The organism is Clostridium sp. AF12-41, assembly GCF_003461685.1.
Taxonomy (GTDB): Bacteria; Bacillota; Clostridia; order Lachnospirales; family Lachnospiraceae; genus Otoolea; species Otoolea fessa.
This window is the reverse complement of record NZ_QTXO01000001.1, coordinates 330493-354878: the sequence shown is the minus strand read 5'-3', so window position 1 is coordinate 354878 and position 24386 is coordinate 330493. Positions and strand designations below refer to the sequence as shown.

Sequence of the window (24386 nt, the reverse complement as noted above, 5' to 3'; positions counted from 1 at the left end):
TCTTTACTATACTAGAGATCAATCTATAAATCAATAAGATTTGAACCAATTTTCCATTGCATGCATCTGATTGGCAGCATCCTTCCTGCCGATATCATACGTCTCCTGCAATTTTTCAACACTATGTTCGGTTCTGCCGATTGGAAGCGCCACGCTCGGACGGATAACAAAAATTTTTCCCTCTTGTTCGAGGCGATCGATCCATTCCACCGTCTTATTATAGAAATAATAGCGGCTGCGAAGCGCCCTCACGAACGCCGGATATTTGTGATATGCCGCCTCCGGCAGCCAGAAATTGCCCGGTTTCTTGCGGTAGCCCGCCGGACGGGTCAGCACAACGACGCATTTTTTATACCCCATCTTAGCGAAGGCACGCAACGGAATGCTGTCCGTGCAGCCGCCGTCCAGAAGCTTCATTCCACCAACCTCGACCATATGGGACACATACGGAAGGGATGCCGTCGCACGGAAATATTCGACATCTTTGAACATATCTTTGATCTCCAGATACTCTGCTTTCCCTGTCTCCACATTGCTGCATGCCACATAAAACCGTGTATTTCCCCGGTCAAATGCCTCGTAATCATACGGATCCAGCCGTTCCGGTATATCATGGAAGCAGAACTGCTCGTCCACCAGATTTCCCGTCCGCAGCCAGTTTTCAAAGCTCATAAAACGCTTGTCATTGCAGTATTTTTTATAATAGCGGATGCTCCGCTCCTTCTGCCCCGACACAAACGAAGCCCCATGCACTGCCCCCGCCGAGACGCCGATCACGCCGTCAAATGAAATATCATGATCCAAAAACACATCCAGGACGCCCGCTGTGTAAATACCGCGCATCCCGCCGCCCTCCAGAACGAGACCGGTCTTTTTTTCTTTTTTTAACTCTGTCATATATCATCAAACTCCTATTAAATATCTTATATACTATAAAACAAGATCGAACAGATAGCAAATACGATTTTTCTATCTAATTCCATATTTTTTAGTATAACGTTACTGTTCACGCATACGTGCCCAGTAACGGAATTTGTTGTGGCTTCGCATTTAAATACGGCAAATTCCTGCTGCCACCACGTTTTCTTACGGCACTTTCGGTTCCAAAAGTGCCCACCCGGGAACAGTAACAGTATAACACCTCGGCAGAAAAAGGGAAAGGGGGACGTGCGCCGCCTATGCACACGTTCCCCTTTCTCTTTTCCTTCGATATCTCTATTATTTTATTTCTGCATCGTGTCCATCCGCGCCTGCACATACTCCTCCAGCATCTTCGTCGTTCCCTCAATTCCCAGCCGGCTGCTGTTGATCGAAAGGTCATAATTTCTGGAATCTCCCCAGCGTCCGCGGCTGTAACAGTTGTGGTAGGATTTCCGCCGCCAGTCCTTCGTCTTTACCAGACGTTTCGCCTCGTCCTCTGAAAGTCCGTGCAGCTGCTCGATTCTCTTCACCCGTGTTTCCTCATCGCCCAGCACAAAGATCGTGATCAGTCCGTCATATTCCTTTAAAACCGTCTCCGCACACCGTCCAACTACCACAAACGATTCCCCCGAATCAGCCTTGTCTTTCAGGTAACTGAACTGCATCTGCGCCAGATTGTTCTCCAGAGAGCTTGAAAATCCGCTGACATTGCGCGCCAGAAAACGGTTTAGCGGCTTCTCGTCGTATTTTTCCAGCACACGCGGATCCACACCCTTTTCCTTGGCAATACTATCCAGCATCCTATGATCATAAATCGGAAGTTCAAAATGCTCTGCCAGCGCTTCCGCTATCTTGTGTCCGCCGCTGCCAAACTGTCTGCTGACCGAGATGATCACTCTGTTTTTCCTCTCCTCCATATAAAAGCCCCCTTAAAAGTATCTCACATATATACAAACCATGGAAATCAGGATTACCAGCACCGTCGCCGGAGCTGCATACCGGCAATATTTCCCCCAGCCGATAAAATGTCCGTTTTTCGCTGCCACTGAGATACCAACTACGTTTGCCGAGGCTCCGATCGGAGTTCCGCAGCCGCCAATATCCGTACCCATCGAAAGCGCCCACGCCAGAACCGAGAGATCCATGCCGCCTGCCTGCGCCAGACTCCGGATAACCGGGATCATCGTCGCCGCAAATGGGATATTGTCCACAAATGCACTCGCAAGCGCCGACAGCCACAGCACAATCGCTACTACCCATTTTACATTATTTCCACTGACTGCGTCAATGATCCCTGCTAAAGAATTTAGGACGCCCGTCTGCTCCATGCCGCCGACCACGACAAAAAGACCAATGAAGAATAGCAGCGTCTTATAGTCAAGCTTCTTAATCATGCTGAGCGCCTCACCGCCGGATGCCAGCAGCGAAAAAGCACCGATAAATAAGCCGATCGTCGCAACTGTCAGTCCCGTCTGTGCATGCGTCACCAGCATCACGATCGCCGCCGCAAAGATCACCACGCTGACCGCAAACCGTTTCCGATCCGCGATCGCCTCCTGTGGGGATGGATATGTAACCGCTTCGTCATGCTTTTCACTCGCCTTTAATTCTTTCCTAAAGGAAAAATAGAAAAACAGCACGATAAAAATCAGCGAAACACCCGCCATCATACCTGTATTTAAAATAAAATCTTTAAATGAATATCCGAGCGAGGTTCCGATGATGATATTCGGCGGATCGCCGCACATCGTCGCAGAGCCGCCCAGATTCGAACAGAAGATCTCTGAAATGATCATCGGAATCGGATCAAAATGCAGAAGATGCGCCAGCTCTACCGTGACCGCTGCCAAAAAAAGAATAACGGTAATACTGTCGATAAACATCGCCAGAAACGCCGACATCAGCATAAATGAAATAAAAATCGGGATCGTCTTATAATGTACCGCCTTGGCGATTGTCAGGCACAGCCACCGGAAAAATCCCGCGCGCTCCATGCCCTCCACCATCAGCATCATACCGGCAATAAAAAGAATCGTCGCCCAGTTGATGCCGCTCGAGGACTCTGCCGCCGCCTCGGTCTGAAACCAGAAGTTCGGAACCATGAAGCTGTGCAGGCTCAGTGTCTCCGCCGCTGCCGCCTCACTGTGCATACAGACGCCAAACACCAGCACCAGCGTCAGAAGCCCGCATCCGAGCGATACGATATGCCTCTCAATGTGATCCCAGATGATAAGTCCAAACATTACAATAAAAATAATCACAGCCAAAATTTGTGCTGCCATCTTTGTGCCCCTCCTTTGTCAGTCCTTTTTCTGCCATCCTCCATACTGGCTTAGAACCCCTTGCAGTCTCTTCTCAGACCGCCCCTTCCCCTAGATTGTTAAAAAATAGGCAGTCATGAGATACCATCTCTATCTTACTACTTATTTCACAATATGCAAGTATACTTTTTGTTATTTTTTTCATTCCATCAGAAATAACTGTCACCTTATCTTTCAGCACTCTTTTCATGTATGTGTTTTCATTCTGCCCATCGTTCTGTTTGCAAATATTCTCTTAATTTTTCTCTGTTTTTAAATGCAAAAGAGACAGACCGCATATTCCGTGCAATCTGCCTCTTCTCACATCTATTTTACAATTCTGTCTTCATCTTCCCTGACGGATTTTCATCAAAATTGTTTCTTAAAAATTTTACAGAAGCGCCCCGTCGTCCCCGACCTGCTTGCCGTCCGGCGCCGTCGTATTAACTAACATCGCGCCATTTACATCCAGATAATACCATTTTCCATTCCAGAACACCCAGGTATTCGTCTTGCAATATGCATTTTCATCGAAGAAATACCACACACCGCCGATCTGCTGCCAGTTATTGGTCACATAGCTTCCATCGGAATTGCGGTACTTATAGCCAAGCGCATCCTGTTCCCACGCACCGGCTGCCGGACCGCTGCCTGCTTCCTTGAAGACAAGCGTCTTCTGAATTTCCTGCGCCCGCTCCGCCGTGATTGTGAAGGAATCCGATGTCTGCCATTCGCCGTGCCGTGAATCGCTGTAAACCGCGCGCACATCAAACGTGTAGGTTCCCGCCTGCGTAAGATAACGTCCAAGATTGTATTTCGTTTCTTTTCCCGGTTTTACCGTACTTAAAAATTTCTCATCCCGGTAAACGCGCAGCTCATAGTATTTCGCATCCTCACTGCCGTTCCACTCTGCAACGCCATCCATCTGATCCCACTCTGCCTCATCTACATCCAGGCTGTAATCACTGGAGGTTCCTTTTAAAGCTTTCAGGGTGATCACGACCCGGAGTTCCTCATCGCCCTTGCGCTTGATGGAAGTAACCGTCGCACTGTCACCGCTCAGAGTTACATTCTTTTTCGCATAACCGGATTTAAAATAATAATCATCGTCCGCCTCCAGAGTAACCTCCAGCTTTGGCTTATCCTTGTCCACCCATTTACCGGACGGCTCGTTGATCACATCAACATTGGAAATATCGCAATCACCGAAATCGAGCGAAACATCCACATCTGAACTCTCATCACCGACATGGATCGAGGACGAAACATTTAAGCCGATCGAGCCAACCGGGCTGCGGTTCTCCGTATCCTTCGATGCAAATGCCTGAAATGGGATCGCCGCCAGAAGCGCGGCGGCTGTGACGGTCAAAAGTAAATATTTTCCCTTTTTCATATGTAAAACCTCCTAACGTGATATTTATAAAACATTATCCCTCTTTTTTTCTTCTCTATATTAACAAAAAATAGCGGCATTGTACACCTTTTTGCATACAACACCGCCATCTACATAGTATCTCAGTTACTGTACACACATACGTGTCCAGTAACTGAATTTGCCGTGGCTTCGCATTTAAATACGGCAAATTCCTGCTGCCACCACGTTTTCTTACGGCACTTTCGGTTCCAAAAGTGCCTACCCATGAACCAATGTCAGTAAGTTAAGCTTTAGCGTTAAATCCCCTATAGGAGTCTAACATATTTTTAAATTGATACTTGACAAAAATGTCAAAATATGCGACCGCTCTCGCTATTGATCTTTTTCAGAAGTAGCGAGAGCGGCCCCTGTAATTAGAAATATATTTTCATTTACAGGAGGCACATATATGACTTTTGCTAGTAAAAGTTAAATAACAAATAACAGTACATAAAATACTTTGTTAAATAACATTCTTATAGGGATAGTTGAGCTTAATGCTCTTCTATCCCCATTTTTTACATTTTTACTAATAAAAATCACAGATTTGATAATATTCACGAAATATAAAAAATGGAGAGATTATTGCAAATTAATAATCTCTCCTGTTTTTGACCACATTTTATAAGCCATAAGTTATAGTTGCTAAAATCTACCCAAAAACACCTGTTAAACACCCTCTTGAAATGGGCTAAAATGCGAAAAAAGGGTTAAGCAAAAATCGCTTAACCCCTTATTTTTCAATACTTGTAGCTTAGTCTTCTACTTTAACGATTTCTTTCTTGTTGTAGCTTCCGCAAGCTTTGCACACTCTGTGAGGCATCATCAGAGCACCGCACTTGCTGCACTTTACTAAGTTCGGAGCACTCATTTTCCAGTTAGCTCTGCGGCTGTCTCTTCTTGCTTTGGAAGATTTGTTCTTAGGACAGATAGACATGGTTACACCTCCTTAAATTCATTGAATATCTCCTGGATAACCGACATCCTTGGATCGAGCGACCTAGTGTCACAGGTACAAGTCCGAAGATTAAGATTTGTACCACATCTATTGCAAATCCCCTTGCAGTCTTCTCTGCACAGGACTTTCATAGGCAAGCTCAGTAGCAGTTCGTTGCAAACCAACTGGTCTACATCCAGATTGTACCCCTTCATAAAGGGTTCATCATCTAAACTCTCCTCCTGACCGTCCTGCACCTCAAACTCTCGTCCAAAATCCAGTTCGCAGTCGAAAGATACTGGCTCCAGACAACGCGCACAGTGACCTCCCACCGTCAGCGTCGCATGACCACTCATCGTATACTTATGCCGTGTCTTAGCCGTCAATTCCAGTTCAAAAGGCTCAGCCTTCTCAATCTGAAACGTCTCTCCGTCAAAATCAACAGAGTCCAGCGCAGTCTCGACTGTATAGACTTTCTTTCTACCCTCGCAGTTAAAAAGTTCCGATAAATGAATCAGCATACTAATCTCCTAATACGCACTTTGATATTATACAAAGGTCGAGCGCGTTTGTCAATGATTAATTTTACATATTTTTGCAAATTTTAATTCATATTTAATTATTTTACCAGTGCAAGAGTCTCGCGGGCGATAGCCAGCTCTTCGTTGGTCGGAACCAGGAGAACCTGAACCTTGGAGTCGTCAGCAGAGATGATTCTCTCCTCACCTCTTACGTTGTTCTTCTCCTCATCCAGTTTAACGCCTAAGTAGGTCAGGCTGCTGCAAACATCTTTTCTCATCTTGATGTTGTTCTCGCCGATACCAGCGGTAAATGCGATTGCATCTACACCGTTCATAGCTGCTGCGTATGCACCGATATATTTGATTACGCGGTAATCGAATACGTCCAGGGCCAGCTGTGCTCTCTTGTTGCCAGTCTCAGCTGCTGCTTCCAGATCACGACCATCGCTGGATACGCCAGAGATACCGAGCATACCGGATTTCTTATTCAGGACTTCGTTCATCTCATCCAGGGACAGACCTTCTTTTTTACCTACGAAATCGATGATAGCCGGATCGAGGTCACCAGAACGTGTACCCATAACCAGACCTTCCAGTGGAGTCAGACCCATGCTGGTGTCTACAGATTTGCCGCAGTTTACAGCGGAGATGCTGGCGCCATTACCCAGGTGGCAAACGATGATCTTCATCTGATCATACGGTTTTCCAACGATCTCAGCGGTTCTCTTAGATACGTAGCTGTGGGAAGTACCATGGAAGCCGTAACGTCTAACTTTGTATTTCTCATAGTATTCATACGGAATACCGTAGGTGTAAGCAACATCCGGCATGGTCTGATGAAAAGCGGTATCAAATACAGCTACCATCGGTACGCCTGGCATAAGTTCCTGGCAGGCACGGATACCAATCAGGTTTGCCGGGTTGTGAAGCGGTGCCAGATCGTTGCACTCTTCGATCGCTTTCATGGACTCGTCGTTGATTAAGCAGGAAGAAGTAAATTTCTCGCCGCCGTGTACGACACGATGTCCAACTGCACCTACCTCAGACAGGCTCTTGATAACGCCGCTCTTCTCGTTAGTCAGGGCTGCCAGAACTGCGTTGATAGCCTCTGTATGGGTCGGCATAGCGATCTCAGATTTCTCTTTTTCGCCGCCCTCCGGCTGGTAAGTCAGCATACCGTCGATGCCGATTCTCTCGCAAAGACCCTTAGCCAGAACGCCCTCTGTCTCAGAGTTGATTAACTGATACTTTAAGGAAGAACTTCCGCAGTTAATAACTAAAATATTCATGGTAATAGATTCCTTTCTTTATAACATCACAATTCAGCCGCAGGTATTCTCTCTATATGCGGTTCACACGGAAGCATCTGCAAAAACGTCTGCACTGCCCTGTTGTGAACTGCAGGATTATGTATGAATACCGGGCTGAACTGTAATTATCACTTTTAATTCTTAATTAAACGGATTTAGGATTCTCTGACGCGGTGCCAGTTCTCCATCCATTTGATTCCAATTGGTATTAATTATGCCTGCTGAGCCTGTACAGCTGTGATAGCTACTACGCCTACGATATCGTCTGCGAAGCATCCTCTGGACAGATCGTTTACCGGCATGGACAGACCCTGAAGAACCGGACCATAAGCGCCAGCTTTTGCAAGTCTCTGAACCAGTTTGTAACCAATGTTGCCTGCTTCCAGGGACGGGAATACTAAGGTGTTAGCATGTCCAGCTACGGTGCTGCCCGGTGCCTTAGCCTCGCCTACAGACGGAACCAGTGCTGCATCAAGCTGAAGCTCGCCATCCAGTTTCAGTTCCGGGAACTTCTCATGGGCAATCTTAACTGCATCTGCTACCTTGGTAACATCATCATGTTTAGCGGAACCCATAGAAGAATAGGACAGCATAGCTACCTTCGGCTCTGCGCCAACCAGCATCTTGAAGCTCTCTGCGGACAGACCAGCGATCTCAGCCAGCTTGTTGGAATCGAAGTCAGTGTTTACTGCACAGTCAGCGAATACGAACAGACCGTTCTCACCGAACTCGCAATCCGGAACTTCCATCAGGAAGAAGCCAGATACAGAGCTGATACCCGGTTTGGTCTTCAGAAGCTGCAGAGCCGGACGAATGGTGTTGCCGGTAGAATGGCATGCACCAGATACAGCGCCGTCAGCATCGCCGCACTTGCACATCAGGCAAGCATAGTACATATAGTCTTTCTCCATCTGCTCTTTTGCGACTTCCGGAGTAACACCTTTTTTGCCTCTTAATTCAACGAACTTGTCGATGTATTTCTGCTTATTCGGATCATTGTACGGGTCAACGATGGTGGCACCGGAAATGTCGAAGCCTTTGCCGTTTTTCTCAATCTCTTCCGGAGTACCGATGATGATCAGATTTGCGATACCCTCTTTCAGAATTTTCTCAGCTGCCTCGTATGTTCTCTTGTCCATTGACTCTGGAAGAACGATGGTTTTCTTGTCTGCTTTTGCTCTTTCCTTAATCTTGTCAATAAATGCCATGGTTATAAAACCCCTTTCATAAGTGTGTGTCTATTACTGCTAACATTATATACCAGTTGTTTATTGTATACAAGAGCGATTTTCAAATTTTTGATTAATTAAATTTTTAACAAGATGCACTATAATTTTCCCTTTACGCTCCCACACTTCCACTATATAATGTAAATGAAGCAGAAAATGGCTGCTATTTTTTATAGATTTTCTGCCGCAACAGCAACAGTCTTTTATTTTTATTTCTATTATAAATAGGCTGCTACAAAATTCCTCGCAAAAATGCAAAAAACAGGATTGAAATTTATGAAAATCGTTGGTTTAATTACCGAATATAACCCGTTCCATGCCGGACATCTGTATCATATGCAGCAGGCAAGGGAACTGACCGGCGCGAACTACTGTGTCGTCCTGATGAGCGGCAGCTTCGTCCAGCGCGGCGAACCCGCCATCTTTGATAAATATCTCCGCACGAAAACCGCCCTTCTCGCCGGTGCTGACCTGGTACTTGAGATACCGGCCGCCTTCTCCACCGCCTCGGCGCATGAATTTGCCGCCTATGGGGTTGCGCTTCTGTCGGCGATCGGTGTGGATGCCGTTGTGTTCGGCAGTGAATGCGGGCAGATTGAAATCCTTAAGCAGGCTGCTTATGCGCTGAATCATGAATCGGCGGAATTTCAGGAACGGCTGCGGAAAGGGTTGAAGGCGGGACTGACTTATCCGCAGGCACGGGCGAAGGCGCTGGGAGAAACACAGGCGGGCGGGACAAGAGTTGAAAATGTAGAAGATTTTCACGCAAATACAGATGTGTCGAACTCTCATATATGGTCTTCCATTTTAAACTCCCCTAATAATATCCTTGGGATTGAATATCTGCGGGCGGCGGAAGATCTGCACAGCCCGATGGAATTTTATACGATTTCGCGGGAGGGAAGCGGATATCATGAGGATGCACTGTCTGAAGCAAAGTTTCCATCCGCTTCGGCAATTCGCGGGATAGTTCGGAAGAGCTATGAAAATCTGTCAGCAGATAGTCCAGCTTCACTAAAACAGGAACCGGGTTCTGATTCAAAAAGTGAGATTTTATTTAATATTTTAATACCTCATCTGCCAGCCGTGACGCATCCCGCATACGCAGGTGCACTTCCCGTTTTTACGGATGACTTTTCAGAACTTTTAAATATGGCTGTTTTACAGATGCAGAAATCTTCAGCGAAAGGTTCCATTGCTGCCACAAACGCCGTTATGCCTTCCAGCACTTTGTCTGTTGATACCAATACGCAGGCTATATCCCGCATCGCAGATCTCTCCCCGGAGCTTGCCGCCCGCCTTGCAAAACCACCTTACTTTCCTCTCTCTTTTGAAGAACGGATTCAGGCATTAAAGACGCGCCAGCTTACCTACACGCGTGTCAGCCGGGCGCTTCTGCATCTGGTACTCGGTATGCGCGAGGAAGATATTTCCCGGTGGAAGGACGAGGGCTATGCACTCTATGCACGAATTCTCGGTTTTCGCAGGCAGAGCAGCCCTCTGCTCTCCTGTCTGCATAAAAAAAGCAGCATCCCCCTCATCACTAAAATGGCAGATGCCGCCCAGAACCTCTCCCCGTCGGCGCTCGCGCTGCTGGAGCAGGAGGTGTACGCCTCGCATTTATACCAGACGGTGCGGATGAAGCGCAGCGGCGTATTTCAAAATGAATATACAGAAGGACTGGTTTTTGTATAAAAATGAACCAATTTTCAAGTCGAACGTCCGTGAGACTTGGCGCGTGATTCTGGTCAGCAAAGCTGACATATTCCATACAGAATCACTGCGCATCCCCGCGGAGCGTTTATCTCAGTCGGAGACCCACCTCCCACTGAGACAAATTTGCTATTACTCGCCACCTAAAGAGGTGGGACTCTTCTCGACTGAGATAAAACTTACAAATGGAGGAAAACATAGTGAATAGAAAATCACCTATTATCATCGGAATTGCCGGAGGAACCGGTTCAGGAAAATCCACTTTTACAAACCGTCTGAAAGACGCATTTGGTGATCAGGTAACCGTGCTTTACCACGACAACTACTACCGCGCCCACGATGACATGCCATTTGAACAGCGCAAAAAGCTGAACTACGACCACCCGGATGCATTTGAAACAGAGCTGCTTCTTGAGCACCTTAATAAACTGAAAAACTGGGAGGCGATCGACTGTCCAACCTACAACTACGCCAACCACAACCGCGCCGAAGCAACCATTCACATCGAGCCGCGCCCGGTTATCCTGTTGGAGGGCATTCTCGTTCTCTATGACGAAGCACTCCGCAATCTGCTCGACATCCGCATTTTCGTCGATGCCGATGAGCGAATTCTCCGCCGAATCTTACGTGACACGAAAGAGCGCGGACGCGATATCGAAAACATCATCGATCAGTACCTGACCACCGTCAAACCGATGCATGCCCTCTTTGTAGAACCGACCCGCGCCTATGCGGATGTGGTTACCAACAGCGGGCGGAATGAGGTTGCATTCTCGCTGGTGCGCGGGGAGATTGCACGGCTGCTGAATGAGGCGAAGGCGGGAGAATAATATTTCAAAATATTGGGATCATCGAGGTCACAAATGAGGTCATCGAGGTCATGATTTGATTTCTGACCTCAATGACCTCATTCTGACCTCGATTTACACACCAAAAAGCAGCGGTATCACACTGTCAGCGCTCCATTCTTTTTTGAATGTCTCGCTGCTGCCGATACCGCCGCTTTTTCCTATATACTTTTTCTATGATATCTGCTCTAACATAACATTTTGTTTAATTCATCATCACACAGCTCTGCTCGATCTCAATCTGGCTCTCCGCAATCACTCCCTGAAACCGTTCATATTCCGCCGGTTCCATCCGCCAGGCAATTCCACAGCCTGCTGAGAGTTCGCGTGGGACAGGCACCAGGCGCCCTCTGATTCCCTGTTCCCGGCAGAATGCCTCCATCTCCATCGCCGCAGCCGTCGTGTGAAAGGTAAAAATCCGATATTCCCGTTTCTGCCTCATCATTTCCACCTATTTAATATTCCAGAGCAGCATCACGCTTCAAAGGTAATGGTGAAACAGCCGTTTTCCAGCACCTCGGTGTGCCCCTCTTTTCCATGATACTCCAACGTGCGCTCAATATTCGTCCGGGTGTGTGCCTCATCGCCAAGCACACGGATCTGTTTTCCCGGATGTTCATCCATCGCATCCATCACCATCAAAACCGGTTCCGGACAGGAGAGTCCCCGCACATCTACCTCAACAAAATCTGACATTTTCCGTTTCCTCTTTTCTTTATTTCTTTCTACGTTTCATATTTGCCGCTGCAATCACGAATAACAGGGCAATACATACAATTACGGCAATTTTGCCCGGCATCGCCGGACCACCCAAAACGGCTGCCTCTGTCTCGGTTGCCGCTTTTGCTGCCGCACCAACCAGGTTAAAATTGTGTGCAAGTGCCGCCCCTAACAGCATTCCCAGAAAGGTTACCGCACTGTCCGAGGAGCCCTGCCCTGCCAGAATGATCTGACGCAGCGGGCATCCGCCAGCCAGAACGGCTGCAAATCCAACGGCATACATACCCAGAATATTCCAGAGATGCTGGGAGTGCGCGATCGGCTGACCGGAAAAGCTCAAATGGAAATTGTCAGTTGCAAGGTTAAAAATCAGCATGACTGCAAACAGTGCGCCGATAATGCTGAGCAGATCAAAGTTTTTCATCAGAATCACATCACGGATGCTACCTGCAAAACACATACGGCTCTTCTGTGCCAATGCACCAATCAGGAGAGCCGCAACCAGGGAAATCAGAACCGGTGCGTGCTTGCTTCCCGGTCCTTCCGTGCTGGCTGCGTATACGCCTGTTACTGCTCCAATGATAAAAAGCGCCAAAAGGAGCACCGGAAGCACATATCCGCTTGATTTCTGCGTCTCATACGCTCTGCCCAGTGAAAATCCCTTTTTCAGGAAGAACGAACCAGTTGCAATACCGCCTGCAAATCCAACCAGCGCTACATACGCATTCAGGTCACCGGCTGCCATACGCAGAACCATACGCAGCGGACACCCTAAGAATACCAGCGCGCCGATTACCATGATCGCACCCAGAACAAAGCGGATCATCGGTGAAGAACCTGCTGTCGCCTTATACTCGTTCGTCACCAGTGAGATCGCAAATGCTCCCACTGCAAATCCTACAATCTCCGGACGGAAATACTGAACCGGTGCTGCTGAGTGAAGTTTCAGCGCGCCCGCCGTATCACGTACGAAGCACGCAATACAGATCGCCATATTGGCCGGATTTCCAAAATACGCCAGCAATGCTGCCAGCACACCCACAAGCGCGCCTGCCACTGCCAGCTTCCATGTCTTGTCAAATACTTTCATACCTGCCTCCTTTTTTATTTCATGTACTCTTAAAGTTTTTCTCACCCTCGTCATTGTGGGTGATTTCACGCACCACACTAGCATTTCATCAATACATATCAGAAATTTGAGTGCATCTGGCAAAAAAATCATCTCACAAAATCAAACAAGAAAAATTTCAAGCGCGTACATTTCATGGATCTATCCATACTTTCCGCAGACAAGTATAACATCCTGTATTTTTATGGTAAAATCGTTTATATTGATATTTGCTATAAACTTATTGATATTTTCAATAAATAAAGCTACACTCTTCTTTAGAGATTGTTTTCACCTGTCTACTATTCATTTTAATTTTGGATTTTATCACAGAATCATTAAAAATTGATTTTATCTATAGAAAGGATTTTAAATATATGGACATCCGCCAATTAGAAGCTTTCGTGTACACCGTCAAATATCAGAGTTTTTCGCTTGCCGCCCAGAAGCTGTACATCTCACAGCCGACTGTCAGCGCCCACATCCGCAGTCTGGAGGAGGAATTTCACACCCAGCTTTTAAAGCGCACCACCAAATCGCTCTCCCTGACTCCTGCCGGGACAAAATTATATTCCTATGCCACGGAGATTCTGACCCTGCAGCAGAAAGCAATCGTGGAACTCGCCAACGAGACGAAACCGCAGCTTCGGATCGGCGCATCCTCCGTTCCGTCCCTTTATTTTCTGCCGGAACTTTTAAGCGCTTATCACGCAGTTCATCCTGATATCCGTGTCTATGCCTCCTGCTCAGACAGCCTGGACGTTGTACATAAGGTGGATGACGGCATCTGCGACATCGGTCTGGTCGGAACTACTACCTCGGACACCTCCTGCGAATTTCTCCCATTTGCCTCCGATGAGCTTGTGATCGCTGCCCCCGCCACACCGCATTATCAGGCTTACCAGTCTATTCCATCACCGCTGGATGCCCTTTTAAAAGAACCGTTTCTGCTCCGGGAAGATAATTCCGGCACAAAACAGGAAACCCTTTATTTCCTGAAAAATAAAGGGCTTTCACTCGATGATTTAAATGTTATTGCCGTGATGGACGATGCCGCCGCCCTCAAGCAGTGTATCATGCTGGGAATGGGCATCTCCATTCTCTCAAAAGCAACTATACAGGCAGATGCACGGCAGGGGAAACTGCTTCTCTTTCCGCTTGGGGAAGCTGCCTTTCTCCGGAAACTCTATCTGGTGTATTCACCGGTTAAGTATATGGCGGAGGAAGGCGGGGTGTTTTTGGAATTTGCGAAGAGGTTTTATCAGCTATAACTGTCCAGCATTATCAACCCCCATAAAAGTGCTTTCTAAATTTCCTACGCCTCTTCCCCCACCAACAATCCATACAATGTCGGCTTCACATGCAATTCCTTCATCATTGTCTCTAATGCCGCCCCGTCTGCTTTCTTGCCCTGGCGGATCGCACGGATCATGATGTTTTTCGGTGTATGTTCCATGTCGATGAATTCGAGAATCTGCGTCCGGTAGCCGGACATTTCGAGGAGCTGCCCACGGATTCCGTCGGTCAGAAGCGCCGACATACGTTCTTTCAGAAGACCGTACTGTAAAACCGGCGACAGAAGGTCGTTCTGAATCTGCTTGTTAATCTCATGCTGACAGCATGGAACGGAAAGAATGACTTTTGCGCCCCATTTGACCGCTTTTGCCAGCGCATAATCGGTCGCTGTATCACAGGCGTGCAGCGTCACGACCATATCGACCTGATCGACGCCCTCATATCCGGCGATGTCGCCGTGCAGGAAGGTCAGGTTCTCAAATCCAAACTTCTTGCTCAGGCGGTTGCAGAGCGCAATGACATCTTTTTTCAGATCCAGACCGATGACACGGATCGAATATTTTTTCAGCACATGCAGATAGTAATACATCGCAAACGTCAGATATGATTTCCCGCATCCGAAATCAATGATCGTATTCGTCCGGTTCGGATCGAGATTCGGAAGTACATCCTCAATAAATTCCAGGAAACGGTTGATCTGGCGAAATTTGTCGTAGCGGGATTTCACAACTTTGCCTTCTGCCGTCATGACACCGAGATCTACCAGAAATGGGACTGGGACGCCTTCCTGAAGGACGTATTTTTTAGTACGGTTATGGGATAACGAAGCCAGACGTTCTGAAAACGCTGCGGCATCCATGCCAGCCGACAGTCCTGTTCCTGCATTTTTCTGCTGTTTCGCATTGCTCTGCAGTTTACCATTTCCCTGTATTTTAGCACTTCTCTGCATCTTTCCGTTTTCGTGACTTGACTGACTCTGACCCGATTTTTCGAGCGAATTTTCTTTCACATCTGCATGACTCTTCGCCGGCATCTGCTTTCCAGCTTTCTGCACATCACCTGCTGCCACCGATACCGTCCGATTCTCTGCCCTTTTAACCCCTACCTTCTTCTCTTTGATCGTCACTGTCCCCTTCTTACTGATCAGAATATTGACAATCCCGTGAAGCGACGCGATCTCCGCATTGCGGTAACGGTTTTCCAGTTCTCCGAGCAGGTACTCGACGGTCTTTTCTGCGTTCTGATTTTTCTGAAATGCCTGTTTTTCCGTAAATTCTTCCGTCTGAAAAGCAAGCGCCCCCCGCAAAAGCAGAGGACGCACGGTTAATTTCAGATAGGATTCACGGGTTCTCGGGTTGCTGAAAATGATTCGCTCCAGATCGGCATCGAGATACCGCAGAAGCACCTCTCTCAGTTCCTGTGATTTTTCCATATGAAACTCCTATTAGTTCTTAAAGCTGTGTACTGGTGCCGGGATACGTCCGGTACGTTTGACAAAGTTGTCGCAGGAGAAACGGTTGACCGGAATGATCGGCGCATAGCCAAGCAGACCGCCGAACTCTGCCGTATCGCCCACTGTTTTTCCGATGACCGGAATCAGGCGGACTGCCGTTGTCTTCTGGTTGATCATGCCGATTGCCGCCTCGTCCGCGATGATACCGGCGATCGTGGTCGCTTTCGTATCGCCTGGGATCGCAATCATATCAAGACCTACAGAGCAGACACAGGTCATTGCTTCCAGCTTCTCAATCGTAAGCGCACCCTCAGAAACTGCATCGATCATGCCCTGATCCTCGCTGACCGGAATAAACGCACCGCTGAGTCCGCCAACATAGGAGGACGCCATGATGCCGCCCTTCTTAACCTGATCATTTAACATTGCCAGCGCTGCTGTTGTACCCGGTGCACCACTGCGCTCTAAGCCGATCTCTTCCAGAATCTCCGCCACACTGTCTCCGACTGCCGGAGTCGGTGCCAGCGACAGATCAATGATGCCAAACGGAACGCCCAGACGTTTGGATGCCTCCTGTGCTACCAGCTGTCCAACACGGGTGATCTTGAACGCCGTCTTCTTGATCGTCTCACACAGCACCTCAAAGTTCTCGCCACGTACCTTTTCCAGAGCCGTCTTTACAACTCCCGGACCGCTGACGCCGACGTTGATGATCGCATCCGCCTCAGTCACGCCATGGAATGCACCTGCCATGAACGGGTTATCATCCGGCGCGTTGCAGAATACAACCAGCTTCGCACAGCCGAGAGAATCATTGTCCTTCGTTGCCTCTGCGGTTGCCACAACCATCTCGCCCATCAGACGGACCGCATCCATGTTAAGACCTGTCTTGGTAGAACCGACATTGATGGAGCTGCACACACGGTCGGTGCAGGCAAGTGCCTGCGGGATCGAGCGGATCAGAAGCTCTTCCGCCGGTGTCATTCCCTTGGAAACCAATGCGGAATAGCCGCCGATAAAGTTGACGCCCACTTCTTTCGCTGCCTTATCAAGTGTTTTCGCAATCTCTACAAAATCCTCGCTCTTCTTGCAGGCACTTCCACCTACCAGCGCGATCGGAGTAACCGAGATACGTTTATTGACGATCGGAACCCCAAATTCACGTCCGATGGCATCGCCGGTCGATACAAGATCTTTCGCATAAGTTGTAATCTTATTGTAGATCTTCTCATTCATCTTCGCCAGATCACTGTCCACACAGTCTAAGAGGCTGATACCCATCGTGATCGTCCGCACATCCAGTTTTTCATGCGCGATCATGTTATTAGTTTCCAGAACTTCCTGCATGTTAATCATTGGTTTTACGTCCTTTCTGAAAATATTTGCTTAGATTCTGTGCATACTGGTAAAAATCTCTTCTCTCTGACAGAGAATCTTTACGCCGATCTCCTGTCCCAGCTTGTCCAGCTCATGCGCCATATCATCAAAGGATGTCTTGGAACCGGAAATATCCACGATCATCATCATGTTGAAATATTCCTGCAGGATCGTCTGCGTGATGTCAAGAATGTTCATGTTGTGGTCAGCCAGATAATTACACGTTTTTGCAACGATACCGACGCGGTCCTGTCCAACGATAGTAATAATAATCTTACTCATAGCTTTCATCCTCCTGTGTGCTCTCCGTCCTATGGCGGAAATGTTTTTATGACTTACTAATTTCTATAAAAATTCAACTGCCATCCGGCTGCTGACTTTTACACCTAAAATGATATTTCGTTGCTGTACACGGGTAGGCACTTTTGGAACCGAAAGTGCCGTAAGAAAACGTGGTGCCAGCAGGAATTTGCCGTATTTAAATGCGAAGCCACGGCAAATTCCGTTACTGGACACGTATGCGTGTACAGTAACGATATTTCTGTCAACCCCACACGTTTGTCCATGCCTCCAAGCCATAACCCCAAATATATCTTCTGGCTTGTTTTCAGACTTTGTATAACCAATTTTAATACTTTTACGTCTTCTACACCGTCACAATCTGCGACACTGCATCGCGTTTTGCCACTGTGATCGGGAAATCATTCGCCTTATACGGCGTATCTCCCTCTGTGATCTCCAGACGCACCGTCTCATATGCCAGCTCTTCGTAATTATTTTCCTTACTCAGATGCCCCAGGAAAATATGCTTCAAATTGTCATGCAAAATGGAACTTAAAAGCCGTCCCGCATTTTCATTGGAAAGGTGTCCGTAATCGCCTAAGATACGACGCTTCAGGTAATACGGATACGGTCCTGCCTCCAGCATTTTGACATCGTGGTTGGCTTCCAGCAAAATCGCATCCAGCCCCTGCAGATGGTCAATGATATACTGGGAATAATGCCCCATATCCGTCGCCACCGCCACCGATCTTTTTTCATTCTGAACCCGGTAGGCAACAGGATTCGCTGCATCATGGTCGATCCGGAACGGTTTGACTTCCAGATCTCCTACCATAAAATCAACATCCGGCGTAATCGGGTGCATCAGATCTTCCGGAATCTCGCCAAGACTCTTGGAATCCTGAATTTCCTCTAATGTCTCTTTTGTACTGTAAATAGGTGTGCCATATTTGCGCGCCAGCACGCCGAGCCCTTTGATGTGGTCGGAATGTTCATGCGTGATGAGAATTCCATCCAGTTCCCGCGCATTCAGCCCCAGGTCATTTAACCCCATCTCAATACGCTTGTTGCTGATCCCCGCATCCACCAGAACGTGGGTGTTGTCGCTTCCTATATAAATACAATTCCCGCTGCTGCCGCTGGCAATACTAACCATCCGCATATGTATCCTAATCCTCTTTTCCTAAAAATGACGCTATCTGCTTCCGAATATCCTCAATCCCGCCGTTGTTGTCCAACACACGCGTCGCAAAACTCCGGTAATCGTCCTCGGATGCCTGATTTGCCATGATGCCCCGGCATTTTTCCTCGCTGTAGCCGCGGCTTGCCATCAGACGCTTGATGCGGTTTTCCACCGATGTGTATACATACCAGATTTCATCAAACATCGCATTATGGTCGTCATCATAGAGAGCTGCCTCCACAACGATGATCTCCTTGTCGGAATGGTTGATCGCATAGCGGATCTCCTCCCACGCCATCGGGTGGATGATGGCGTTCATCGTCTCCACCGCCTCTTTATTCTGGAAAATAAGCGCCGCCAGCTTTTTGCGGTCAATGCTGCCGTCCTTATTTAAAAAGGAATCACCCAACGCCTCTACCACATGCTGATAGCCTTTCTTACCCGGCTCCATGAGCTGGTGAGCCACTTCATCTGCCTTAATAATTTCCGCGTCAAATTCCTCCTGCAGCACACGCAGGACCTCACTCTTACCGGAACCAACGCCTCCGGTAATACTGATTATCTTCATGTTTATCTGTACCTTTCCATTATTTCGTTTCAAACCACGAATTTCCCGTCTTCATATCGATTTCCAGCTCCACCTGCAGCTGCGCCGCACGTTTCATCTCCGTCGCCAGAATCGACTGCACCTGTTCCAGCTCTTCTTTCCAGGTTTCAACCAGGAGTTCATCGTGCACTTGGAGGACAATGCGGGAACGCAGTCCTTCGCGGCGCAGGCGTTGATCGACGCGGATCATCGCAATCTTGATAATGTCGGCTGCAGTTCCCTGAATCGGGGAATTCATCGCCACACGCTCACCGAACGAACGCTGCATAAAATTGCCGGATTTCAGCTCCGGAATCGGTCTCACACGCCCATACATAGTCTTGACCTCGCCGTATTTCCTGCCCGTTTTTACCAGACCATCGAGAAAACGTTTGACATCCGGGTAGGTTTCAAAGTAGCGCTCAATGTACTCGGTTGCTTCCTTGCGGGAAATACCGAGATCTTCGCCCAGCCCAAACGCGCTGATACCATATACGATACCGAAATTGACTGCTTTTGCATTGCGGCGAAGCTGCGGTGTCACTTCCTCAAGCGGCACATGGAATACCTGCGACGCCGTGATCGCGTGGATGTCCTCCGCCTGTCGGTATGCCTGGATGAGGTTCTTGTCATTCGACATATGCGCCAGCACACGCAGCTCAATCTGGGAATAATCAGCGTCAACCAGCACACAGCCCTCGCGCGGTACAAACAGCTTCCGGATCTCGCGTCCCAGCTCCATACGCACCGGAATGTTCTGCAGGTTCGGCTCTGTACTGCTGATACGTCCTGTCGCTGTGATCGTCTGGTTAAAGGTTCCGTGGATTCGTCCGTCCTCCCGGATAAATGCACCCAGCCCATCCGCATAGGTCGATTTGAGTTTCGCCACCTGGCGATAGTCTAATACTTTCCGCACAACCGGATACTCCGGCGCCAGTTTTTCCAGCACATCCGCCGCCGTCGAATAGCCGGTCTTCGTCTTTTTGCCGCCCGGCAGGGACATTTTTTCAAATAAAACCTCACCCAGCTGCTTCGGGGAATTAATATTAAATTCACAGCCCGTCTCGGCGTAAATCTCCTGCTCCAGTTTCTCTACCTGCGTCTGGAGGCGTTCGCCGTAGGCTTTCAATTCCTCCCTGCGCACCTGAATACCTTCCTCTTCCATATGGTAGAGGCTGTAAATAACCGGCATCTCTATCTCATAAAAGAGATGCAGCATTCCATGTCTTCGAAGCTGCCCCAGCAGGATTTCCCGCGATTTCCACGCCGTATATGCCATGTAGCAGACACAATTCAACGCTTTCTCCGGCATTGTCTCAAATGCATCCGACAGCGCCGTTTTTCCAAGCAAATCGACCTGTGACGGCACGGTCATATCCAGGTAATCGCGCGCCAGGTCATCATATCCATAGGTATCCTTGAGCGGATTTAACAGATACGCCGCCACGCCTGCGTCCATAACCGCACGGTTTCCTTCTGCATTCCGGATGCCGTCCACGATCCGGCGGCTATGATTTTTAAGAAATGGAAGCTGGATCTTGAGATCCAGAACCGTCACAGACGGAACCACCTCCATCAGGCGTTCCAGCTCCTCCGCCAGATACTGTCCGGTCAGAAATCCAACTGCCGGGATCGCATAGATCGATGTCCCGTCCAGGCAGAGTGCCAGTGCCACAACCTCTTCTTTTTCAATCACCAGCTGCGCGCCGATCTCCTCCGCCCGCTGTGCACGGTCAAAAATCACCTGTGCCTCGCCAAAATCATTTACCAAACGGAAAGATTTTTCCATTTCTGATGACGCAAAGGCGTCCTCACCAAATTTCTGCAGAATGGACTTAAATTCCAGCTGCTTCATATACTGATATGCCTCCGGCGTGTAAAGCGAATCCAGCTTCGCCTCCTCCAGCGAAAAACCAATCTCGCAATTGATACGGATCGTTGCCAGATCCTTGCTCATCTGCGCCATGTCATAATGCTCCCGAAGCGCTTTCTGTGCACGCGGCGGCTTTACCTCATCAATGTGTGCATACGCATTCTCAATGCTTCCGTAGGTGGTAATCAGGCTGGTTGCCGTCTTTTCACCGATCGATGGCACGCCCGGAATATTATCCGAAGTATCGCCCATCAGCGCCTTTACATCAATAAATTCGATCGGCGTCACCTGATACTCCGCCTTCACATCCTCCGGGTAATAGTCGCGTATCTCCGTCGTACCTTTCGAAGTACGTGGCATCCGAATCTTAATGTGCGTATCTGCAAGCTGCAGCAGGTCACGATCTCCTGATACGATAGAAACCTCCACGCCCTCCGCCGCACAGCGTTTCGCGATCGTTCCCAGAATATCGTCTGCCTCATACCCCGCCTTGGTAAGAATCGGCACGCCCATCGCTGTCAGCACTTCCTTCATCACCGGAACCTGCTCATGCAGCTCCTGCGGCATCGGTTTTCTCGTTCCCTTGTATGCCGCATACATTTTGTGACGGAATGTTGGCTCTTTCAAGTCAAATGCCACTGCCAGATAGTCTGCCCCCTCATCTTCGATCACCCGGAACATGATATTTAAAAATCCGTACACTGCATTGGTGTGGAGTCCCTTCGAATTTGTCAACTCCGGCACCCCGTAAAATGCCCGGTTGAGTATACTATGACCATCTATCAGCACTAATTTGCCCATCTGTTTCCGTCTCCTGTTCTATCACTTGTTGCTTTTTTCTATGGTGCCAGCCAAATCCTGACCTGCAGCATCACCGTCACCAATACCGCCATCACGCCCAGCGTATTGACCGCATACTCCATTTTCCGGAAGCGCCACATCCGGCGCACACGGGCATATGACTCAGCGATCCGCTTCTGCAGTGCGCCCATGATATCAAAAGTACCCGATCCGGTGTCCAGCTGTTTCAGTCCGACATCCACCATAAAATAAATTTCCAATTCTTCCTGACAGTTGCGGCAATGTTCCAGATGCTCCAGAAACGCTTCCAGCTCATCCCCGCTCAGTTTATCCTGGATATACGGCGTCACAAGACGCTCCGCTTCCCGACAGGTCACAGACGCCACCTCCTTTTCCAGTCTGTCATTCCATATGAATTATCATTCACGCATGACGCGTTCATAAACCCATTTGAACCTAATCATACCTTATTTTAATGAAACACGCAAGCCCCTGCGAATGCTTCGCTTCTTAATTTCAAAACAAACAAAAAAACAGTTGCAATCTGTCTCCAATTTTGGTAAGATAAAAAGCGTCGATAGACAGCCGGCTTGTCGGAATGGCAGACGAGGTGGACTCAAAATCCATTGGTGGCAACACCGTGCGGGTTCAAGTCCCGCAGCCGGCAGATTTGAAACCCCTTGAAAATATTGGATTTTTCCTTTATTTTCAAGGGGTTTCGGTGTTTTAAGGGAATTATCCGTCTTTCTTATCCTGCTTCATTTCCCGCCTTTTCTTCGTCATCAGACCGCCAATCCGCCCGCTCTCCTTGGCAGTCAGGCTTCTCCAGCCATACTGTCGTACCTTGTCCGCCAATCCAACTTCTTCCGCCACCTCATATTTCAGCCGCTCTGCCGGGGTCATTTTCTCAAAATCCACCTTATTTTCATCCATAAAAAAACATACTCCTTTCCATCTTGTGTACTCAGAGTATGTCCATTTTCTGGAAATCTATTCGTATTGTCTTTCTCCGTTCAGCTGCTCTTTTACCTCATCCGACTCATCAAGCTCTTCCGGCAGCTGCTCCGTATCATCCCATATTTCCTCAGAATCACCCCAATTATATTTATCCTGAAAATTTTTTTCCTGATCGATCAGAAAATCCAGTCCGGCAGCTGCGCCTCCGATGGCAGCGCCAATCGATGTCACGCCGATTCCACCCACAAAGAGGACAGCGCCTATGATTGCCATTTTTTTCATCCATTTTTTCATTTTCCTATCCTCCTACGCCCTGGCTGACAGATAACCTGCCGCCTGACGGCAAAGCTGAATGATTCCCTTGACTGCCCACGGCAGAAATACACCGTAAAACAGGATACAGCCGCATATCAGAAGCAGACAGCTGCCCTCTGCCGCGATACCCAATCCGATGAACATCAGTCCCATCGCAAAATGTTCAAACAGACTCGCCGTACCCAGAACAAACAGCATAATTCCGCCAACAAACACCAGCACCGTCATCAGTCCCAGCACCACCAGTATCGCTGCCAGTGCGACTGCCAGCCCAAAAACACTTCCCACAGTTCCCGTTACCAGCGAAAAGATAAATGGAAGAACTGCAAGCACTACCAGAACTGCCACAACCATTCCAATCTTGGAACCGGTTATTTTTTCTTTTAAGCAATGCAGCATCTCGCTCAGACGGCTTCTTTGATTCTCATTGGATGCCGCATTTTCTCCCGTTTCCTCATCCCGAAATTCCCGGAATGGGGCATCCTCGGTTCCAGCCTGAAATCCTGCTTCTTTTTCTCGTTCTCCCTGTCCTGCCCCACCGCTTCTGGATAAAGTCGTCCGCTTTTCTTCAAACCGGCTGTCATTGTACCCCCGGTCTGTAAATTCGCCGCCACTCCATTCACTCTGCAGCTCCATCCGGATTACCTCGGCAATATGCTCCGGACTCTGAAATTCTGCAAGTACCTCTTCTTCCTTCTCCGGTCCCGCTTCCTCCAGATAATCGCGGTAATAGTCAATCGCATCCCGTTTTTCTTCTTCCGGAATATCCTGCAAGAGCGCTTCCAGCCTCTCTAAAAATGCTTCTTTTTTCATGATCTGCCTCTCCTTATCCCTCTTTCAGTATCTCTGAAATTTTTCCTGCATACACGTTCCACTCACCCCGGTAAAGATTCAGCTGAATCCGTCCCGCCTCCGTTATTTTGTAATACCGTCGGTTTCTGCCGTCGATCGCCCGGTCATATGTTTCCAGGCAGTCATCCTTCTGAAGCCGCCGCAACACCGGATAAAGCGTGGACTCCGATATTTCGATTGCCTGACGGACATCCTGCGTGATCTTATATCCATAGGTTCCTTCTGCAGATTTTGATACAACTGAAAGGACGATCGCATCCAGAAGCGCAGCTCCTGTATTAAAAACCATCTTATCCCTCCTAAGATTCACTGATTTAAAATATAATATTTTTTCTTGTTTAATATTATACGTTATATAATATTGTATCTGAATTATATATCAGTGTGCCT

The 24386-nt window shown here is 48.2% G+C and carries 25 protein-coding genes and 1 tRNA gene; 4 read left to right on the top strand and 22 right to left on the bottom strand.

What is annotated here, in order from left to right; translation table 11 throughout:
- Positions 1-30 precede the first annotated feature (30 nt).
- From DWV73_RS01530 to pta, 8 genes are all read right to left on the bottom strand, one after another.
- A complete protein-coding gene (locus tag DWV73_RS01530; RefSeq protein ID WP_117795267.1) occupies positions 31-897 on the bottom strand; it encodes a patatin family protein in 867 nt (288 codons plus the stop codon).
- 326 nt (positions 898-1223) lie between these two features.
- Entirely contained in the window at positions 1224-1838 is a 615-nt protein-coding gene (locus DWV73_RS01525) for a cytidylate kinase-like family protein (protein WP_117795265.1), read from the bottom strand.
- Positions 1839-1850: 12 nt separating this feature from the next.
- Positions 1851-3203, bottom strand: coding sequence for an SLC13 family permease (locus DWV73_RS01520; RefSeq protein WP_117795263.1), 1353 nt, complete (start codon positions 3201-3203; stop codon positions 1851-1853).
- Between the two features lie 409 nt (positions 3204-3612).
- On the bottom strand, positions 3613-4614 hold the full coding sequence (locus DWV73_RS01515; RefSeq protein ID WP_117795261.1) for a hypothetical protein: 1002 nt from the start codon (positions 4612-4614) through the stop codon (positions 3613-3615).
- 775 nt (positions 4615-5389) lie between these two features.
- Positions 5390-5572 carry a 50S ribosomal protein L32 gene (rpmF, locus tag DWV73_RS01510; RefSeq protein WP_003499726.1) on the bottom strand — a complete coding sequence of 61 codons (183 nt, stop codon included), beginning with the start codon at positions 5570-5572 and terminating at the stop codon, positions 5390-5392.
- 2 nt (positions 5573-5574) lie between these two features.
- Positions 5575-6093 (bottom strand): DUF177 domain-containing protein, encoded by a 519-nt coding sequence (locus tag DWV73_RS01505; protein ID WP_022360443.1) that lies wholly within the window; start codon positions 6091-6093, stop codon positions 5575-5577.
- Positions 6094-6191: 98 nt separating this feature from the next.
- Complete coding sequence (locus tag DWV73_RS01500; protein ID WP_022360442.1) at positions 6192-7382, bottom strand: acetate kinase; 1191 nt, start codon at positions 7380-7382, stop codon at positions 6192-6194.
- 233 nt (positions 7383-7615) lie between these two features.
- Positions 7616-8611, bottom strand: coding sequence for a phosphate acetyltransferase (pta, locus tag DWV73_RS01495; protein ID WP_117795259.1), 996 nt, complete (start codon positions 8609-8611; stop codon positions 7616-7618).
- A gap of 297 nt (positions 8612-8908) precedes the next feature.
- On the opposite strand from pta, the gene DWV73_RS01490 reads away from it, so the two are divergent.
- Together DWV73_RS01490 and udk are read left to right on the top strand one after the other, a co-directional pair.
- Positions 8909-10327, top strand: a complete 1419-nt coding sequence (locus tag DWV73_RS01490; RefSeq protein WP_117795257.1) for a nucleotidyltransferase family protein — start codon at positions 8909-8911, stop codon at positions 10325-10327.
- Between the two features lie 218 nt (positions 10328-10545).
- Positions 10546-11175 (top strand): uridine kinase, encoded by a 630-nt coding sequence (gene udk / locus DWV73_RS01485; protein WP_242995694.1) that lies wholly within the window; start codon positions 10546-10548, stop codon positions 11173-11175.
- A gap of 223 nt (positions 11176-11398) precedes the next feature.
- Here udk and DWV73_RS01480 read toward each other — a convergent pair whose 3' ends face one another.
- From DWV73_RS01480 to yedE, 3 genes are read right to left on the bottom strand one after another with little or no spacing between them, the layout of a single operon-like run.
- Positions 11399-11638 carry a DUF3343 domain-containing protein gene (locus DWV73_RS01480; RefSeq protein WP_242995693.1) on the bottom strand — a complete coding sequence of 80 codons (240 nt, stop codon included), beginning with the start codon at positions 11636-11638 and terminating at the stop codon, positions 11399-11401.
- A 29-nt stretch (positions 11639-11667) separates the two neighbouring features.
- Entirely contained in the window at positions 11668-11889 is a 222-nt protein-coding gene (locus tag DWV73_RS01475; RefSeq protein WP_106999760.1) for a sulfurtransferase TusA family protein, read from the bottom strand.
- Positions 11890-11908: 19 nt separating this feature from the next.
- The gene (gene yedE / locus DWV73_RS01470; protein WP_117795250.1) at positions 11909-13057 is read right to left on the bottom strand and encodes a YedE family putative selenium transporter; all 1149 of its coding nucleotides are present in this window, start codon (positions 13055-13057) and stop codon (positions 11909-11911) included.
- A gap of 341 nt (positions 13058-13398) precedes the next feature.
- Here yedE and DWV73_RS01465 point away from each other — a divergent pair, with 341 nt between their 5' ends.
- Positions 13399-14292 carry a selenium metabolism-associated LysR family transcriptional regulator gene (locus DWV73_RS01465; RefSeq protein ID WP_147341917.1) on the top strand — a complete coding sequence of 298 codons (894 nt, stop codon included), beginning with the start codon at positions 13399-13401 and terminating at the stop codon, positions 14290-14292.
- Between the two features lie 44 nt (positions 14293-14336).
- Here the strand turns inward: DWV73_RS01465 and DWV73_RS01460 are convergent, their stop codons facing one another.
- The 7 genes from DWV73_RS01460 to DWV73_RS01430 form a co-directional block, all read right to left on the bottom strand.
- Positions 14337-15749, bottom strand: a complete 1413-nt coding sequence (locus tag DWV73_RS01460; RefSeq protein ID WP_242995692.1) for an SAM-dependent methyltransferase — start codon at positions 15747-15749, stop codon at positions 14337-14339.
- Between the two features lie 12 nt (positions 15750-15761).
- Positions 15762-17126, bottom strand: a complete 1365-nt coding sequence (locus DWV73_RS01455; RefSeq protein WP_106999746.1) for a PFL family protein — start codon at positions 17124-17126, stop codon at positions 15762-15764.
- 30 nt (positions 17127-17156) lie between these two features.
- The gene (locus DWV73_RS01450; protein ID WP_022360436.1) at positions 17157-17429 is read right to left on the bottom strand and encodes an ACT domain-containing protein; all 273 of its coding nucleotides are present in this window, start codon (positions 17427-17429) and stop codon (positions 17157-17159) included.
- 364 nt (positions 17430-17793) lie between these two features.
- On the bottom strand, positions 17794-18591 hold the full coding sequence (locus DWV73_RS01445) for an MBL fold metallo-hydrolase (protein WP_022360435.1): 798 nt from the start codon (positions 18589-18591) through the stop codon (positions 17794-17796).
- Between the two features lie 7 nt (positions 18592-18598).
- On the bottom strand, positions 18599-19180 hold the full coding sequence (gene coaE, locus DWV73_RS01440) for a dephospho-CoA kinase (RefSeq protein ID WP_107000385.1): 582 nt from the start codon (positions 19178-19180) through the stop codon (positions 18599-18601).
- Positions 19181-19199: 19 nt separating this feature from the next.
- Positions 19200-21872, bottom strand: coding sequence for a DNA polymerase I (polA, locus tag DWV73_RS01435; RefSeq protein WP_117795246.1), 2673 nt, complete (start codon positions 21870-21872; stop codon positions 19200-19202).
- 38 nt (positions 21873-21910) lie between these two features.
- The gene (locus tag DWV73_RS01430) at positions 21911-22249 is read right to left on the bottom strand and encodes a zf-HC2 domain-containing protein (RefSeq protein WP_022360432.1); all 339 of its coding nucleotides are present in this window, start codon (positions 22247-22249) and stop codon (positions 21911-21913) included.
- Positions 22250-22456: 207 nt separating this feature from the next.
- Here DWV73_RS01430 and DWV73_RS01425 point away from each other — a divergent pair.
- Positions 22457-22539 (top strand) — tRNA-Leu (locus tag DWV73_RS01425).
- A gap of 68 nt (positions 22540-22607) precedes the next feature.
- Here the strand turns inward: DWV73_RS01425 and DWV73_RS01420 are convergent.
- Genes DWV73_RS01420 through DWV73_RS01405 form a run of 4 tightly spaced genes read right to left on the bottom strand, consistent with a single transcriptional unit; the run spans position 22608 to position 24285 of the window.
- On the bottom strand, positions 22608-22805 hold the full coding sequence (locus DWV73_RS01420) for a small, acid-soluble spore protein, alpha/beta type (protein WP_117795244.1): 198 nt from the start codon (positions 22803-22805) through the stop codon (positions 22608-22610).
- Between the two features lie 57 nt (positions 22806-22862).
- Positions 22863-23123 carry a hypothetical protein gene (locus DWV73_RS01415; RefSeq protein ID WP_117795242.1) on the bottom strand — a complete coding sequence of 87 codons (261 nt, stop codon included), beginning with the start codon at positions 23121-23123 and terminating at the stop codon, positions 22863-22865.
- 12 nt (positions 23124-23135) lie between these two features.
- A complete protein-coding gene (locus DWV73_RS01410) occupies positions 23136-23957 on the bottom strand; it encodes a DUF1700 domain-containing protein (RefSeq protein WP_117795240.1) in 822 nt (273 codons plus the stop codon).
- Positions 23958-23970: 13 nt separating this feature from the next.
- On the bottom strand, positions 23971-24285 hold the full coding sequence (locus DWV73_RS01405) for a PadR family transcriptional regulator (RefSeq protein WP_022360428.1): 315 nt from the start codon (positions 24283-24285) through the stop codon (positions 23971-23973).
- Between the last annotated feature and the right edge of the window lie 101 nt (positions 24286-24386).